Annotated in this window: 11 protein-coding genes and 1 riboswitch; of the genes, 9 read left to right on the plus strand and 2 right to left on the minus strand. The window is 68.0% G+C overall.

Annotation, left to right across the window (positions count from 1 at the left end):
• The first annotated feature begins 40 nt into the window (after positions 1 to 40).
• From VHP37_19185 to VHP37_19200, 4 genes are all read left to right on the plus strand, one after another.
• Positions 41 to 4,516, plus strand: a complete 4,476-nt coding sequence (locus VHP37_19185) for a DEAD/DEAH box helicase (protein ID HEX2828487.1) — start codon at positions 41 to 43, stop codon at positions 4,514 to 4,516.
• Positions 4,517 to 4,686: 170 nt separating this feature from the next.
• A riboswitch (glycine riboswitch) is annotated at positions 4,687 to 4,776 on the plus strand.
• 164 nt (positions 4,777 to 4,940) lie between these two features.
• Positions 4,941 to 6,227: a D-amino acid dehydrogenase gene (locus VHP37_19190; GenBank protein ID HEX2828488.1), complete on the plus strand. Its 1,287-nt coding sequence runs from the start codon at positions 4,941 to 4,943 to the stop codon at positions 6,225 to 6,227.
• Between the two features lie 199 nt (positions 6,228 to 6,426).
• Positions 6,427 to 8,448, plus strand: a complete 2,022-nt coding sequence (locus VHP37_19195; protein HEX2828489.1) for a CocE/NonD family hydrolase — start codon at positions 6,427 to 6,429, stop codon at positions 8,446 to 8,448.
• Entirely contained in the window at positions 8,448 to 9,521 is a 1,074-nt protein-coding gene (locus tag VHP37_19200; protein ID HEX2828490.1) for a tripartite tricarboxylate transporter substrate binding protein, read from the plus strand. Before VHP37_19195 ends, VHP37_19200 begins: the two co-directional genes overlap by 1 nt.
• Positions 9,522 to 9,623: 102 nt before the next feature.
• On the opposite strand, the gene VHP37_19205 is transcribed toward VHP37_19200, so the two are convergent.
• Both VHP37_19205 and VHP37_19210 read right to left on the minus strand, forming a co-directional pair.
• Positions 9,624 to 11,861, minus strand: a complete 2,238-nt coding sequence (locus VHP37_19205) for a CHASE domain-containing protein (protein HEX2828491.1) — start codon at positions 11,859 to 11,861, stop codon at positions 9,624 to 9,626.
• On the minus strand, positions 11,858 to 12,256 hold the full coding sequence (locus VHP37_19210) for a response regulator transcription factor (protein HEX2828492.1): 399 nt from the start codon (positions 12,254 to 12,256) through the stop codon (positions 11,858 to 11,860). The genes VHP37_19205 and VHP37_19210 overlap by 4 nt, the downstream gene beginning before the upstream one ends.
• A gap of 101 nt (positions 12,257 to 12,357) precedes the next feature.
• On the opposite strand from VHP37_19210, the gene VHP37_19215 reads away from it, so the two are divergent.
• The 5 genes from VHP37_19215 to VHP37_19235 are packed head-to-tail and all read left to right on the plus strand — an operon-like array spanning position 12,358 to position 15,574.
• Positions 12,358 to 13,155: a response regulator gene (locus VHP37_19215; GenBank protein ID HEX2828493.1), complete on the plus strand. Its 798-nt coding sequence runs from the start codon at positions 12,358 to 12,360 to the stop codon at positions 13,153 to 13,155.
• Positions 13,148 to 13,489, plus strand: a complete 342-nt coding sequence (locus VHP37_19220; GenBank protein ID HEX2828494.1) for an Hpt domain-containing protein — start codon at positions 13,148 to 13,150, stop codon at positions 13,487 to 13,489. Before VHP37_19215 ends, VHP37_19220 begins: the two co-directional genes overlap by 8 nt.
• Positions 13,486 to 13,962 carry a hypothetical protein gene (locus VHP37_19225; protein ID HEX2828495.1) on the plus strand — a complete coding sequence of 159 codons (477 nt, stop codon included), beginning with the start codon at positions 13,486 to 13,488 and terminating at the stop codon, positions 13,960 to 13,962. Before VHP37_19220 ends, VHP37_19225 begins: the two co-directional genes overlap by 4 nt.
• A 45-nt stretch (positions 13,963 to 14,007) precedes the next feature.
• The gene (locus VHP37_19230; protein ID HEX2828496.1) at positions 14,008 to 14,982 is read left to right on the plus strand and encodes a tripartite tricarboxylate transporter substrate binding protein; all 975 of its coding nucleotides are present in this window, start codon (positions 14,008 to 14,010) and stop codon (positions 14,980 to 14,982) included.
• A 1-nt stretch (position 14,983) separates the two neighbouring features.
• Positions 14,984 to 15,574, plus strand: coding sequence for an alpha-ketoglutarate-dependent dioxygenase AlkB (locus VHP37_19235; protein HEX2828497.1), 591 nt, complete (start codon positions 14,984 to 14,986; stop codon positions 15,572 to 15,574).
• The last annotated feature ends 1 nt before the right edge of the window (position 15,575 follow it).

Consider the following 15,575-nt stretch of genomic DNA (forward strand, 5'->3'; position numbering starts at 1 on the left):
TGGTCCGAATGGACGTACCCTGTAAAATTACACAGTCCCCGTGCTGCCCGTCGACTTCCATCCCGTACTCCGCCGCTGGTGGGAGGACCGTTTTACGGTCGCTTCCGAGGACGGCTCGCGTACGGTGCTCCCGCCGACCGAGGCCCAGGTCGACGGCTGGAAAGCGATCCGCCGCGGTGACGACACGCTGATCGCGGCGCCGACAGGATCGGGCAAGACGCTGGCGGCCTTCCTCACCTCGATCGACCAGCTTTTCCGTGAAGGTTTGGAGCGCGGCTCGCTCCCGGACGAAGTGCGGGTGATCTACGTCTCGCCGCTGAAGGCGCTCTCCGCGGACATCCACAAGAACCTCGCCGAGCCGCGCCGCGAGATCAAGCGGCTCGCCGAGGAGATGGATTTCGCGCCGGTGAAGATCACCGCCGCGGTGAGGAGCGGCGACACGCCGCAGAAGGAGCGCGCGGCGATGCTGCGCACGCCGCCGCACATCCTCGTGACGACGCCGGAGTCGCTCTATCTCCTGATGACGGCCGAGAAGTCGCGCGACATGCTGAAGACCGCGCGCGTGGTCATCGTCGACGAGATCCACGCGGTGCTCGAATCGCGCCGCGGCGCGCACCTCGCGCTCACGCTCGAGCGCCTCGAGCACATCTGCGGCAGCAAGCTCCAGCGCATCGGCTTGTCCGCGACGCAGAAGCCGATCGAGGAGGTCGCGCGCTTTCTCGTGGGCTCCGATCCGCAAGCGGCGTGCGCGATCGTCGACCGCGGCCACAAGCGCAGGATCGATCTCGCGGTCGAAGTGCCCGGCTCCAAGCTCGAAGCGGTGATGTCGCACGAGGTGTGGGAGGAGAACTACCAGCGTCTCGTCGAGCTGATCGAATCGCATACCACGACGCTCATCATGGTGAACACGCGCCGGCTCGCCGAGCGCATGGCGCACCATCTCACCGATCTCCTCGGCGCCGAATACGTGGCGGCCCATCACGGCAGCCTCTCCAAGGAGAAGCGTCTCGACGCCGAAGAGCGGTTGCGCGAAGGCAAGCTCAAGGTGCTCGTGTCGACCGCTTCGCTCGAGCTCGGCATCGACATCGGCCACGTCGACCTCGTCTGCCAGATTTCCTCGCCCAACCGCATCGCCACGCTGCTCCAGCGCGTCGGCCGCTCGGGCCACACCGTGCGCGGTTTGCCGAAAGGCCGCATCTTCCCGCTCACCCGGGACGACCTCGTCGAGTGCGCCGCGATGGTCCAGGCGGTGCGCGACGGCGGGCTCGACCGCGTGCACGCGCCCGAGAAGCCGCTCGACGTGCTCGCGCAGCAGATCGTCGCCGAATCGGCGGCGGAGGAGTGGGACGAGACCGCGCTCTTCGACCTCATGCGCCGCGCGTATCCGTATCGCAATCTCACGCGTAAGGAATACGACGAGACCGTCGAGATGCTCGCGCAGGGCTACGCGACCAAGCGCGGACGCCGTGCCGCGCTGATCACGCACGACCCGGTGAACGAGAAGCTGCGCGCGCGCAAAGGCTCGCGCATGGCGGCGATCATGTCGGGCGGGGCGATTCCCGAAGTGTTCGACTACCGCGTGCTGCTCGAGCCCGAAGGCACCTTCATCGGCACGCTCAACGAGGACTTCGCGATCGAATCGCTGCCGGGCGACGTGTTCCAGCTCGGCAACACCTCGTGGCGCATCCTGAAAGTCGGCAGCGGCGTGGTGCGCGTCGCGGACGCCCAGGGCCAGCCGCCGTCGATGCCGTTCTGGCTCGGCGAAGCGCCGTCGCGCAGCACCGAGATGAGCGCGGCGGTGTCGCGCATGCGCGACGGCGCGGACAAGCTGCTGCCCAAGCCCGATCAGCCGCGCAAGGACGGCGAGCTCGAGCCGGCGATCGCGTGGCTCATGACGGCTTACCACCTCGAGCGATCCGCGGCCGAACAGATCATCGACTACTTCGCCGAAGGCAAGCGCGCGATCGGCCTGGTGCCGACGCAGGATCGCATCGTCATCGAGCGCTTCTTCGACGAATCGGGCGGCATGCAGCTCGTGCTGCACGCGCCGTTCGGCAGCCGCATCAATCGCGCGTGGGGCCTCGCGCTGCGCAAGAAGTTCTGCCAGGGCTTCAACTTCGAGCTGCAGGCCGCGGCGACGGAGGAGGGCATCATCCTCTCGCTCGGCACGTCGCACTCGTTCCCGCTCGAAGACGTCTTCCGCTACCTGCATCCCAACACGGTCAAGGAGACGCTGACGCAGGCGGTGCTCGATTCGCCGATCTTCGAGACGCGCTGGCGCTGGACGACCACGCTCGCGCTGGCGGTGCCGCGCAGCCGAAACGGGGCGCGCGTGCCCGCGCCGCTCCAGCGCATGTACGCCGAAGACCTGTTGCAAGGCGTTTTCCCCGATGCGACGGCGTGCTTCGAGAACATCCAGGGCGCGCGCGAAGTGCCCGACCATCCGCTGGTCAATCAGGCGTTGAAGGACGCGCTCGAGGACGCGATGGACCTGCCGGGACTGATCCAAGTCCTGCGGGGCATCATCGACGGCGAGATCGAGTGCAGCGCGAAAGAGACGCCCGAGCCGTCGCTCTTCTGTCACGAACTGCTGAATTCGGCGGTCTACACCTTCCTCGACGACGCGCCGCTCGAAGAGCGCCGCACCCAGGCGGTGTATACGCGCCGTTCGAGCGAGCCTCGCACCGCCGACGATCTCGGAGCGCTCGACGCCGCGGCGATCCGGCGCGTGCGCGAGGAGGCGTGGCCGTACGCGACCGCGCCCGACGAGCTGCACGATGCGCTGATGCTCGCGGGCTTCATCCGCGACAGCGAATTGGGCGCGGAAGAGGCGCAGTGGCCGGCGCTGATGGACAAGCTGGTGAGCGACGGGCGGGCGCTGCGGACCGGCGGCTTCTGGGTCGCGATCGAGCGCTTCGAAGAGCTGCACGCGGCGGTTCCACAGATGAAGAAGCCGAAGATCCCCGAACGCCTGAAGAAGAGAGCGTGGACGCGCGAGGACGCGGCGCGCGAGCTCTTGCGCGGACGCATGGAAGTGCTGGGGCCGGTGACGGCTGAGAAGCTCACCGGCGATTTCGCTGTCGAAGACGAGCGGCTGGTGAATCAGGCGTTATTGGAGTTGGAAACGGAAGGTCGAGTGCTGCGAGGGTATTTCACGCCTGGCAAAACCCACCCCCACCCTGTCCCTCCCCCTGAAGGGGAGGGGACCCATGTCCCGGGCCAGTCGGGCTTATCCGCGCTCGAATGGTGCGACCGGCGGTTGCTCGCGCGCATCCACCGCTACACGATCAGCCGGCTGCGCGCGGAGATCGAAGCGGTCACTGCGGCGGACTTCATGCGCTTCCTGCTGCACTGGCAGCACGTGACGCCGGAAGACCGCGTCAACGGCGTCGAGGGTTTGAGCGCGATCATCGAGCAGCTCGACGGCTGCGAGCTCGCCGCGAGCGCATGGGAGCACGACGTCCTGCCCGCACGCGTGAACGATTACACGTCGAGCTACATCGACATGCTGTGTCTCTCCGGCCGTGTCGCATGGGGACGCACCACGCCGATGGAAGGCGCGAGCAAGGCGCCGCTGAAGAGCTCGCCGATCGCGATCGTGCAGCGCGAGCACGCCGCGTTGTGGCGCGCGGACCAGAGCGTCGACGTCCAGGCGCTCACCTCGCAGGCGCGCGCGATCCACGAAGCGCTGACCGTACGCGGTGCGCTCTTCTTCCACGAGATCGTCGCGGCGACCGGGTTGCTTCGCACCCACGTCGAGCGTGCACTGGGCGAGCTCGCCGGCGCGGGGCTCGTGACCGCCGACAGCTTCAGCGGATTGCGCGCGCTGCTGACCCCTTCGGAAAAGCGCCGCAGCCTCTCGGGCGGCCGCCCGAGCTCGCGCCGCTCGGCCTATGGCGTCGACACCGCCGGCCGCTGGGCGCTGCTCGCATCGCAGCCCGATATGGACCGCGAGGAACAGGTCGAGACGATCGCGCGCGTGCTGTTGAAGCGCTACGGCGTCGTGTTCCGCTCGCTGCTCGCGCGCGAATCGCGGCTGCCGACCTGGCGCGAGCTCGTGATGGTCTACCGCCGGCTCGAAGCGCGCGGCGAGATCCGCGGCGGGCGCTTCGTCGCGGGTTTCGGCGGCGAGCAATTCGCGCTGCCCGACGCGGTCGGCCGGCTGCGCGCGGTGCGCAAGATCCCGAAGAGCCTTGAGCTGATCGTCGTCAGCGCGGCCGATCCGCTCAACCTCGTCGGCATCCTCACGCCCGACGCGCGCGTCTCCTCGATCGCGCAGAACCGCATCGCTTTCCGCGACGGCGTCGCGGTCGGCGCGTGGGAAGGCGGCAAGGTGAAGCGGCTGGGCGCCTCGGAGCTCGACGAAGACACTCTGCACTCGCTGCTCTCGCGCCGCGCGAGCGCGCATCCGCTCAAGGCGCACCTGCGCACGCCGAGCAAGACCGAGCGCGAGATGCTCGAGAGAAAGCGGCTGTGGCTCGCGAGGCAGAACAAGCCTGCAGGGACTTTGCATTAAGAGGCGCGGTGCGCTTGCGCGCACCCTACGGAAACCGGTAGTTCCGCGGAGGGTGCGTGGTAACGCACCGACACCGTTAAACCCTGCGGCGTTTTCGCCGTTAAGCTGGATAGGCCCGCTCTCATCTGGTGCGTCTGTTGACGCGCCGATGCCGCGAGGCATAGGATCGAACCGAACGTGCAGGAGAGCACGGCTTTGCCGCCGTCGCCGAAGGCGAAATCTCCCATAACCGCTCAGGCCGCAGGTACTGCGCGTTCGACATAGCCGTCTGGAGAGAGGCGCCGATCGAACGATCGGCGCCCACCGAAGGGGCAAGGTGCTCCAGAGCACCGCAATCTCTCAGGTACCAAGGACAGCGGGAGCGGCGACGGATCGGCGGTGAGCGCCGGACCGTTCGTTCCCACTCCTGTTACGAGAGGTTGTCATGAAGATCGCCGTCCTCGGTGCCGGTGTCATCGGCACCACATCCGCGTGGTTTCTCAGTAAAGCAGGCCATCAGGTCACGGTCGTCGACCGCGAGCCCGGCGCGGGCCTGGAAACGAGCTTCGCCAACGGCGGGCAGATTTCGGTCAGCCACGCCGAGCCGTGGGCCAATCCGTCCGCGCCGCTGAAAGTGCTGAAGTGGCTCGCGAACGAAGACGCGCCGCTCCTTTTCCGCCTGCGCCCGGACATGCACCAGTGGCTGTGGGGCCTTCGGTTCCTGCGCGAATGCACGCCCGGCCGCACGCGCCACAACATCCGCCAGATCGTGAACCTCGGCCTCTACAGCCGCGCCACGCTGCGCGAGGTGAGGCGCGAGACCGGCCTCGAGTACGACCACCTCGAAGCCGGCATCCTGCACTTCTATACCAACGCGAAGGAGTTCGAGGCGGCGATGGCGCCGGCGGAATTCATGCGCGAGCTCGGCTGCGACCGCCAGGTGAAGACCGCCGACGAGTGCGTCGCGATCGAGCCCGCGCTGGCGCGGGTGAAGGACCGCATCGCCGGCGCGACGTACACGCCGTCCGACGAATCGGGCGACGCGCATCTGTTCACGCGGCGTCTCGCCGAGCTGGCGGCGTCGCGCGGCGTGACGTTCCGGTACGGACACACGGTGCTCACGATCCGGCACGAAGGCGGCGAGATCACCGGCGTGCGCGTCGCGGACAGGGACGGGCGCGTCTCGACGATCAAGGCCGACGCGTACGTGATGGCGATGGGGAGCTACAGCCCGCTGCTGCTGCGTCCGATCGGCGTCAACGTGCCGATCTATCCCGCCAAGGGCTATTCGGTGACGATGAAGGTGAAGGACGCCTCCCGCGCGCATCGCGTGAGCCTCACCGACGACGAATACAAGCTCGTGTTCTCGCGCCTGGGCGACAGGCTGCGCATCGCCGGCACCGCGGAGCTGACCGGCTACAGCACCGATCTGAACGAAGGACGCTGCAAGGCGATCGTCAAGCGCGTCGAGGCGCTCTTCCCCGGCGCGGGCGACGCGTCGAGCGCGCAGTACTGGACGGGCCTGCGGCCCGCGACGCCGAGCAACGTGCCGTTGATCGGTCGCACGCGCTATCCCAACCTCTATCTCAACACCGGCCACGGCACGCTCGGCTGGACGCACTCGTGCGGCTCGGCGCGCGCGCTCGCGGACGTGGTGGACGGGCGCGTGCCGGAGATCGATTTCGATTTCGTGGGCTTGCCCGAGCGGCCGCAGCTGGTGCCTGCCGCTTAAAGGCCAAAGGCGTTTTTAACCGCAGAGGACGCAGAGGACGCAGAGGAAAAACAAACCAAGGTTGCGTGAGATGACTCCCGCAAAGCATCGTGCTCAAGTGAGCGCCGACCGCCGCAATCCTCTGCGTCCTCTGCGTCCTCTGCGGTAAAAGCTTTTCAACGCCGTTAGAATCGCGGTGACACAACACGAGGCCAACGTAGTGAAAGTCGTCACCAAGCTCCCGCACAAGTACACCGAAACCGAAGACTGCTGGATCCCGATGCCCGACGGGGTCAGGCTCGCCGCCAAGCTCTGGCTCCCGGACATCGCGCAAAAGAAGCGCGTCCCGACCATCATCGAGGTGATCCCGTATCGCAAGCGCGACATCTACGCCCCGCGCGACGCGATGCATCATCGTTACTTCGCGGGCCACGGCTACGCGAGCATGCGCATCGACATTCGCGGCTCGGGCGATTCCGACGGCGTCCAGGGCACGTTCGCGATCGGCGACGAGACCGGCGACACGGTCGAGGCGCTGAAGTGGATCGCACAGCAGCCGTGGAGCGACGGCAACGTCGGCATGTTCGGCATCTCGTGGGGCGGCTTCCAGGGCATACAGGTCGCGGCGAAGAATCCGCCCGAGCTGAAGGCGGTCATCGCGCAATCGTTCTCTCCCGACCGCTATCGCTACAGCCAGGTGTTCCGCGGCGGCGCGATCCTCTTGCGCTCGATCCGCTGGTCGAGCCAGCTCTTCGGCTACAAGTCGCGTCCGCCCGATCCCGAGCTCGTGGGCGACCGCTGGCGCGAGATGTGGATGCAGCGCCTCGAAGCCGATGCGCCGCAGATCGTCGCCGCGCTCAAGCACCAGACTTACGACGATTACTGGCGCGCGCGCGCGAGCGACTGGTCGAACATCAACGCCGCGGTGTACGCGGTGAGCGGCTGGGCCGACGGCTCGTATGTCGGCTCGGTGACCGAGGCGATGGCGAACCTCGACACGCCGCGCAAGGCGCTGATCGGGCCGTGGGGCCACCGTTACGCGCACCTCGGCATGCCGGGTCCCGCGATCGGTTTCCTCCAGGAATCGCTGCGATGGTTCGACCGGCATCTGAAAGGCAAGGACACCGGTGTCGACAAGGACCCCGCGCTCATCGCATGGATGCCGCAGTCGGCGCCGGCCAAGAGCTTCTATCCCGAGTCGCCGGGGCGCTGGGTCGCGGAGCGGGAATGGCCGTCGCCGCGCATCAAGCCCCAGCGCTTCCACATGAACAGCGGCGGCGCGCTCGGCGACAAGGCGAGCCGCGCGGGCACGGTTTCGAACCGCTCGCCGCAGACGCTCGGCCTCGCGGTCGGCGAATTGATGCCGTGGTTCCAGCACGGGCCGAGTCCCGAGCTTCCCGGCGATCAGCGGCCCGATGACGGCCAGTCGATCTGCTTCGATTCGGAGCCTCTCAAGAAGACCGTCGAGATCCTCGGCACGCCGAGCGCCGAGCTCGTGCTGTCGGTCGACAAGCCGGTCGCGTTCGCGTGCGTGCGCCTGTGCGACGTCGCGCCCGACGGCGCGTCCACGCGCGTCTCGTACGGCATCCTGAACCTCGCGCACATCGGCGGCGCCGACAAGGTGAAGAAGCTCGAGCCGGGCCGCCAGTACAAGGTGAGCGTGCCGCTGATCGACTGCGCGTACTCCTTCGCGCCGGGCCATCGCATCCGCGTCGCGATCTCGACCACGTACTGGCCGCTGATCTGGCCGTCGCCCGAGCCGGTGACGCTCACGGTGCAGACCGGCAAGAGCGCGCTGTCGCTGCCGGTGCGCCCGCTGCGCAAAGGCGAAGCGTCGCCGACGTTCAAAAAGCCCGAGTCCGCACCGGGTTTCCCGCGCACCGTCCTCGCGCCGGGCGGACGCAATCGCGTGATCCGCACCGATCTCGGAAAAGGTGAGACCGTCGTCGAGATCACCGACTCGAGCGGACGCAACCGCTACGACGAGATCGACATGGTCGCCGAAGCGCGCTCGACCGAGCGCTACAGCGTGGTCGAGGACGATCCGCTCAAAGCGACCGCGGAAGTGACGTGGACGTGGGAGTTCGAACGCAAGGACTGGAAGATCCGGACGGAGACCCGGACCCACGTCTCGTGCACCCGGCGCGAGTTCATCGTGCGCGCGCGCATCGAAGCCTACGAAGGCGAGGAGCGGGTTTTCGAGCGCGATTTCGAGGAGCGGGTCCGGAGGAATGGAAACTGATGGAAGAAGTGACGGGTGAAACGGTGACGGATAAAGCGGTGACGGATAAAGCGGTGACGGATGAAGCGGTTACAGGCAGGGCTACGGGGTTGCAGCGGTTTTTCGTCACCGCACTACCCGTCACCGCCTTATCCGTCACTTTTTTCGTCGCCGCCTCGGCTTCGTGCCTCGCCGCAGACTATCCCCGCCGCCCCATCAGCCTCATCGTGCCTTTCCCGCCGGGCGCGGCGACCGACGCGTTCGCGCGCGTGGTCGCGAGGAAGATGGTCGACGTGCTCGGGCAGCAGATCGTGGTGATCAATCGCGACGGTGCGTCGGGGATCATCGGCACCGATGCGGTCGCCCGCGCCGCGCCCGACGGCTACACGCTGGTGTGGGGCACGTCGTCGGGCCTTTCGATCCTGCCGGCGCTCAAGCAGAAGATGCCGTACGATCCGCAGCGCGACCTCGCGCCGATCAGCCTCGGCGCGAAGCTCGCGTACGTGCTCGTGGTCCATCCGTCGGTGCCCGCGTCCGGCGTGAAGCAGCTCATCGCGATCGCGAAAGCCCGGCCGGGCAAGCTCAACTTCGCCTCGGCGGGAACGGGCGGCGCGCCGCACATGGCCGGCGAGCTCTTCAAATCGATGGCGAAGATCGACATCGTCCACGTGCCGTACCGCGGCACCGCGCTCTTCGCCACCGACCTCGTCGCCGGGCAGGTCGACCTCGCGTTCGCGAGCCCGGTGACCACGCTGCCGTTCACCGGCAACGGGCGCCTGAAGCCGCTCGCGGTCACCGTGAACCGCCGCATCGAGGTCTATCCGGACCTGCCGACGATGGCCGAAACGCTGCCCGGTTACGAGCTCACGCAGTGGTACGCGATGCTCGCGCCGGCGAAGACGCCGCCGGATATCGTCGCGACGCTCAACGGCGCGATGCGCAAGGCGCTCGACGACGCGGACGTGAAAAAGCGCATCACGAGCGAAGGCGGCCTCCCCTCGCCGACGACGCCCGAAGGCCTGGCGAGCTTCATCAAGGCCGAGACCGTGAAATACGAGAAGATCGTCGCGGCGGCGGGAATCAAGACGGAATGAGCAGGCGCGTCATTCCCGAACCGCGGTAGCGGGAGCTATCGGGAATCCATGTTGTTTCAACGTCAAAATGGATTCCCGCATTCGCGGGAACGACGAGCTCCGTTACGCGTTGACGTTCTCGCGCGGGGTCTTGCGCCGGTCGCCTTTGCGGCGGTCGGGTCTATGGCGCTTCTCGGGATCCTCGCCTTCGCGCGCGAGCGGCAGCTCGATGTAGAACGTCGCGCCCACCGCGGCGCCGTCGTCGTAGCCGATGCGCCCGTGCATCGCTTCGACGATCGCCTTCGAGATCGCGAGGCCGAGTCCCGTGCCGCCTTTGGACGAGCCCGACTCCGCCTGCGCGAACTTGGAGAAGATGCGATGCCTGAACTCGGGAGGCACGCCGGGACCCCGGTCGGCGATCTCGATGCGCGCGATGTCGGCCAGGGCGCAGGCCGTGACGCGCACCGGCTCGCCCGCGGGGCTGAACTTCGCCGCGTTCGAGAGCAGGTTGGTGACCACCTGCAGCAGCCGGTCGCTGTCGGCGTGCACGCAGAGCCCGAGCTCGACCGGCTCGAGGACGAAGCGCGTCCCGTGCTTCTCCGCGTACGCCGAATTGAGCGACACCGCGCGGTCGAGGCACGGGCCGAGGTCGATGCGCTCGATGTCGAGATCGAGCTTGCCCGATTCCACTTTCTCGAGGTCGAGGATGTCGTTGACCAGCGCCGCGAGGCGCTCGCCGTTCTGGAACGCCATGTCGAGGAACATCGCGGCGTCGGGCGGCGCCTTTTCGCCGTACTCTTCCCTGAGCAGCGAGAGCGCGCCGATGAGCGCGGTGAGCGGCGTGCGCAGCTCGTGGCTGACCGTGCCGATGAACTCGTTCTTGAGAGACTCGACCGCCTTGCGCTCGCTGATGTCGGCGTTGGTGCCGGTGATGCGGCACGCGCGCCCGCTCGCGTCGCGTTCCGACACCTTGGCGTGGCTGGCGATCCACTTCCACGCGCCCTCGTGCGTGCGCACGCGGTGCTCGACGTCGTAGCACTCGGCTTCGCCCTTGAGCGTCGCGACGAGCGCGTTCTTCAGGTGCGGCCGGTCGTCGGGATGCACGATCGCTTCGAGCGATTCGATCGAGGTGATCGTCACCGCCGGCTTGCCGCCGAGCATCGCGTTCCACAGCGGTGAGAGGGTCACCGTCCCGCTCATCACGTCCAAATCGAAGAGCGCGAGGTCGGAGCCTTCGAGCGCGAGCGACAATCGCTCGCGGCTTTCGCGCAGCTGCGCGGTCATCCGCTGCGCGAGGCGCAGCGCGCGCTCGCGCAGCGTGGCGAGCACCCACACGAGCGCAGTGAGCGTGAGGCAGATCGCGATGCCGGCGACCAGCGTCATGTTCGGCCGCGAGCGGTCTATGCCCTGCTCGAACGCGGGCAGGCTGGTCGCTCGCAGCGTCCACACCCGGTCCTGCACGATGAGCTCGGAGGTCTTGGTGTAAGCGGGCGTGCGCACGGCGCCGGGCGGCGCGCTGTCGTAGAGCAGGCTCTCCGGCGCGGTCGTGGCGCCGTCGAACACCTCGACTCGCAGGTCGCCGAGCGCGCCGAGCAGGCCGCGCATCAGGTCGCGGGTGCGGAAAGGGGCGTACACGATCGCGATCGAGTTCGCGCGCCGGTCGTCGATGATGTCCGCGGGCATGCCGTTGCGGTAGACCGGCAGGAACATGAGAAAGCCGGGCTGCGCGTCGGCCTTGTTCCCCTGGTCCTCCACCAGCGTGAGCTTGCCGCTCACCGCGGGCTCGCCGCTGTCGCGCGCGCGCTGTATCGCGGCGCGCCGCATGCCCTCGGAATACAGGTCGAAACCGCGCGCGCGCAAGTTGCGCTCGGTCGGCGGTTCGATGTACACGACCGGAAAGTACTCGGCGCGCGCGCCCGGCGGGCGTATCGCGTAGTCGCGCGGGCCGTCCTCACGCATTGAGCTCTCGTGCGCGCCGAGCTCGGACTGGAGCACCCGATAGGCGACGCCGAGCGCCTGGATGCCGGGATACGAGAGCTCGACCTGCAGCGCGTTGACGTAGCGGCGCCACTCCTCGCGCGTGACGTTGTCCGAGCCGGCGAACAGCCCGGCCGCCCCGCGCAGCACCTGCGCGTAGTCGAGCATGCGGTCGCGGATCGCGTCGCGCGTGTCCTCGACCCGCGAATCGAAACGATGGAGCGCGGTCGCGTCGACCGTCGAGTGCGCGCCATGCCAGGCGTTGATCGTGACCGCGAGGCCGACCAGGAACGTGATCGCGACGGTGAACGGCTTGAACCAGCGCTCCGCCGCCTCCTGCAGCCATGCACGACCGCGGCGCGGCTCTCCCGCGCTGAGACTCACGGCGCCGGGTTCCCCACGAGCCGCCGCACGCACGCGCGCAGCTCTTCAGGTTTGAAAGGCTTGACGAGATAATCGGTCGCGCCGGACGCGCGCGCGTGCGCGATGTCCTTCTCCTGCGAGCGCGCGGTGAGCATCAGTACCGGGACGTCCTTCCAGCCCGGCTTGGCGCGGATCAGCGCGAGCAGCTCGAGGCCGTTGGCGTGCGGAAGCATGAAATCCAGGGTCACGAACGCGGGCGCGTCGCTGTCGGCGATGACCTTCTTCGCTTCGAGGCCGTCTCGCGCGACGGCGACGGCGTAACCTTCCTTCTTCAGGATGAACTGGAGCAGATAGGCGATCTGGTCGTCGTCTTCGACGACCAGCGCGGATGGCATGGAAGGCGCTGAGTCGCTCATCGGTTTTCCTTCTGACCGGCGATTCACGCCGACGCGGGATTGTAATACAGCGGGTATTTTGTATGATGCGCGAGGGTTGATTCGAAGCACGCGGAGCAGGTATGGCGGCAGACAGAATGGTGACGGACGAGGACGTATACGCGCTGACGCGTCAGGGCGAAGAGGAGCTGCGCGGCGCGAAGACGCGGCTGCCGTCGTCCGCGCTCGATCTGCTGGTGCGCATCGACGGCCGCAGCAGCGTCGCGGCGATCCGCTCGGCGATGGCCGGTGTCCCGCCGCAGGACGTCGCAGGCACCTTCGAGTGGCTGCGCCAGACCGGGCTCATCGAGCGCGCGAAGGCCGGCGCCGACGGCGCGCTCGATTTCTTCGCGGGCGCGGCTGCGCCGCTCGTGCCTACGGCGTCCGCGGTGAGCTCGGCGACGAACGAAGCGGGCGCCGGGGTGACGTCGCTGCAGCAGCAGGGATATTACGTACGCATAGCCAGACGCCCGGCCGCGATGCCGCAGCTTCCGACCGATCGCAGGCCGCTCGTGGTCGTCGTCGAGGACGAGCCGCATCTCGCCAAGTTCCTGAAGCACTTTCTCGCGCTCGAAGGATTCGACGCGCGCATCGCGGGCAACCGCGCCGAGATCGTCGAGGCGGTGCGGCTGCCGCCGCGGCCCGACCTCGTGCTGCTCGACGTCATGCTGCCCGACGCCGACGGCTTCGACGTGCTGACGAAGATGCGCGGCCATCCCGCGCTCGCCGACGTGCCGATCATCATGCTGACTGCGAAGACCACGCGCGAAGCCGTGATCAAGGGCCTTGCGCACGGCGCCGACGGCTACATCACCAAACCGTTCCAGACCGACGTGCTGATCAAGGCGATGAAGACGGTGTTCGGGATGCCTCATGCCTGAGGGCGCCGACGACGATCTGAAGCGGGAGCTCGACGCGATCAGCGCCGAGTACCGCGCGAGCCTGCCGCAGCGCCTCAGCGACATCGACGCCGCGTGGTCGGCGATCAGGCGCGGCGAAGGCGACGGCGAATCGGTCCTCGTCGTGCTGCGCAACCTCCATTCGATGGCCGGCTCGGCACTGACCTTCGGCCTGCCGGAGCTGACGACGGCCGCGCGCGCGGCCGAGGACTGGATAGAGCCCTACCACGCGCGCTCGGAGGTGCCGCCAGCCGGCGAGCACGCCGGCTTCGAGCCGCTGCTCGCCGCCGTGCGGCGGGCGGCGTCGCATCGATGAAGGAACCGATCGCCGCGGACGCGGACGCCAGGTGCAGGCGTTACGCGGCGGCGCTCGGCGTGCTGACCGCGCTGTTCGGCCTGCGCGTCGCGGGTCAGGCGCTGCAGCGCTTCGTGCCCGTCGAAGCGCTGCCGTCCTACGAAGCCTTCCATTCGCCCGCGCTGCCGTACTCGCTGCTGCTCGCGGTCCAGCTCTTTCTCTTCGCGCTGATGTGCTCGATCACCTACGACGTCGCGCTCTGCAACCGCCGGCGCAATCCGCAGGCTGCACGACTGCTCGGCTGGATCGGCGCGCTGTACATGATCGGGTCGCTGGCGCGCATCGCGGCGGGTCTCGCCCTGGACCATCCCGCGGAGTGGTTCACGTCGTGGATACCCGCGATCTTTCACCTCGTGCTCGCGGCGTTCGTCCTGACGCTCGCCGCGTACCACGCCACCGTCTGGCGAGGCGCGCAAGCCGCACCCGCCGCATGATTCCAGCGCGGCCCCCGCCGCGGATTACGAGGAGGAGCTCAAGTCATGAATAGAAGAGGCGCCGCCACGGCGCTCGCGGTCGCGCTCGCTTGGAGCGCGGCAGGCGTGCACGCGCAAATCAATTTCCCGGCGAAACCGGTGCGCATCATCGTCGCGTTCCCGCCGGGCGGAGGCACCGACATCGTCGCCCGTCTGCTGGGCCAGAAACTTGCGGAGGCGTGGGGACATCAGGCGATCGTCGACAACCGTGCGGGCGCTTCGGGCGTGATCGGCACCGAAGCCGCGGCGCGCTCGGCGCCCGACGGCTATACGTGGTTCATGGGCACGATGGGCAACCTCACGGTCAACCAGCATCTCTACGCCAGGATGCCGGTCGATCCGCAGCGCGATTTCGCGGCGCTCTCACAGGTGGTCGCGGTGCATTTCGTGGCGGTCGCGCATCCGTCGCTGCCGGCGAAGAACATCAGGGAGCTGATCGCGCTCGCCAAGTCGCGGCCGGGGCAGATCAACTATTCGTCGTCGGGGCCGGGCGGCGCGCCTCATCTCGGCGGAGAGCTGCTGAAGAGCATGGCGGGCATCAACCTCGTGCACATTCCGTACAAGGGCAGCGGCCCGAGCTTCACCGATCTGCTCGGCGGTCAGGTCTCGCTCACCTTCGACAGCCTGGTGCAGGCGTATCCGTACATCAAGTCGGGCAAGCTCAAGGCGCTCGGCGTGCTCGGCTCGAAGCGCTCGCCCCTGTTACCGGATGTGCCGACGATCGCCGAGTCGGGCGTTCCCGGCTACGAGCTCACCAACTGGTTCGGTCTCGTCGTGCCGGCGGCGACGCCGCGCGATCTCATCAACCGCATGTACGGCGACGTGTCGAAAGCGCTGGCGCATAACGATCTGCGCGAGAAGCTGCAGGCGATGGGCGCCGACGTCGTCGGCAGCACGCCCGATCAGTTCGCCGCCTTCATGCGCGCCGAGACCGCGAAATGGGCCAAGGTGATCAAGCAGGCGCACATCCGCGCGCAATAGCATGCGCAGGGCAGGCGAGCAGGCCGACCTTTTCGGCGGCGCACCGTCACTACCCGAAGGCTTCGTCTTCGAGCCCGCGTTCCTCACGACCGGGGAAGAGGACGCGCTGCTCGCGGTCGTCCGCGAGCTGCCGCTGGCGGAAGCGAAGTACAAGCAATACACCGCGCGGCGGCGCACGGTGAGCTACGGCGGCAAGTTCGATTACGACAGGAACGTGCTGAACGAAGCCGCGCCGATCCCGGAGCTCCTGTTCCCGCTGCGCGACAAGGTCGCGCGCTGGGTCGGCATTCCCGCGGAAGACTTCGTGCACGGGCTGGTGAGCGAGTACCGCCCCGGCACGCCGCTCGGCTGGCATCGCGACGTTCCCGATTTCGAGGCGATCGTCGGCGTCTCGCTGGGCGGCCACGCCCGCATGAAGCTGCGGCCCTACAAGCCCGGCGAGCGCAATCTCGCGAAAGACGTGATCGACCTCGACCTGCCGCCGCGCTCGGCGTACTCGATACGCGGCACGGCGCGGTGGGATTGGCAACACAGCATCGTCGCGACGAAGGCGCTGCGCTACTCGATCACGTTCCGAACGGCGAGGAGATGAT

The organism is Burkholderiales bacterium (assembly GCA_036262035.1).
Classification (GTDB): Bacteria; Pseudomonadota; Gammaproteobacteria; order Burkholderiales; family SG8-41; genus JAQGMV01.

Coding starts and splice junctions, on each gene's coding strand:
- VHP37_19210 (HEX2828492.1), bottom strand. CDS start 12,256: ATGAGCGACTCAGCGCCTTCCATGCCATCCGCGCTGGTCGTCGAAGAC.
- VHP37_19190 (HEX2828488.1), top strand. CDS start 4,941: ATGAAGATCGCCGTCCTCGGTGCCGGTGTCATCGGCACCACATCCGCG.
- VHP37_19235 (HEX2828497.1), top strand. CDS start 14,984: ATGCGCAGGGCAGGCGAGCAGGCCGACCTTTTCGGCGGCGCACCGTCA.
- VHP37_19220 (HEX2828494.1), top strand. CDS start 13,148: ATGCCTGAGGGCGCCGACGACGATCTGAAGCGGGAGCTCGACGCGATC.
- VHP37_19200 (HEX2828490.1), top strand. CDS start 8,448: ATGGAAGAAGTGACGGGTGAAACGGTGACGGATAAAGCGGTGACGGAT.
- VHP37_19230 (HEX2828496.1), top strand. CDS start 14,008: ATGAATAGAAGAGGCGCCGCCACGGCGCTCGCGGTCGCGCTCGCTTGG.
- VHP37_19215 (HEX2828493.1), top strand. CDS start 12,358: ATGGCGGCAGACAGAATGGTGACGGACGAGGACGTATACGCGCTGACG.
- VHP37_19225 (HEX2828495.1), top strand. CDS start 13,486: ATGAAGGAACCGATCGCCGCGGACGCGGACGCCAGGTGCAGGCGTTAC.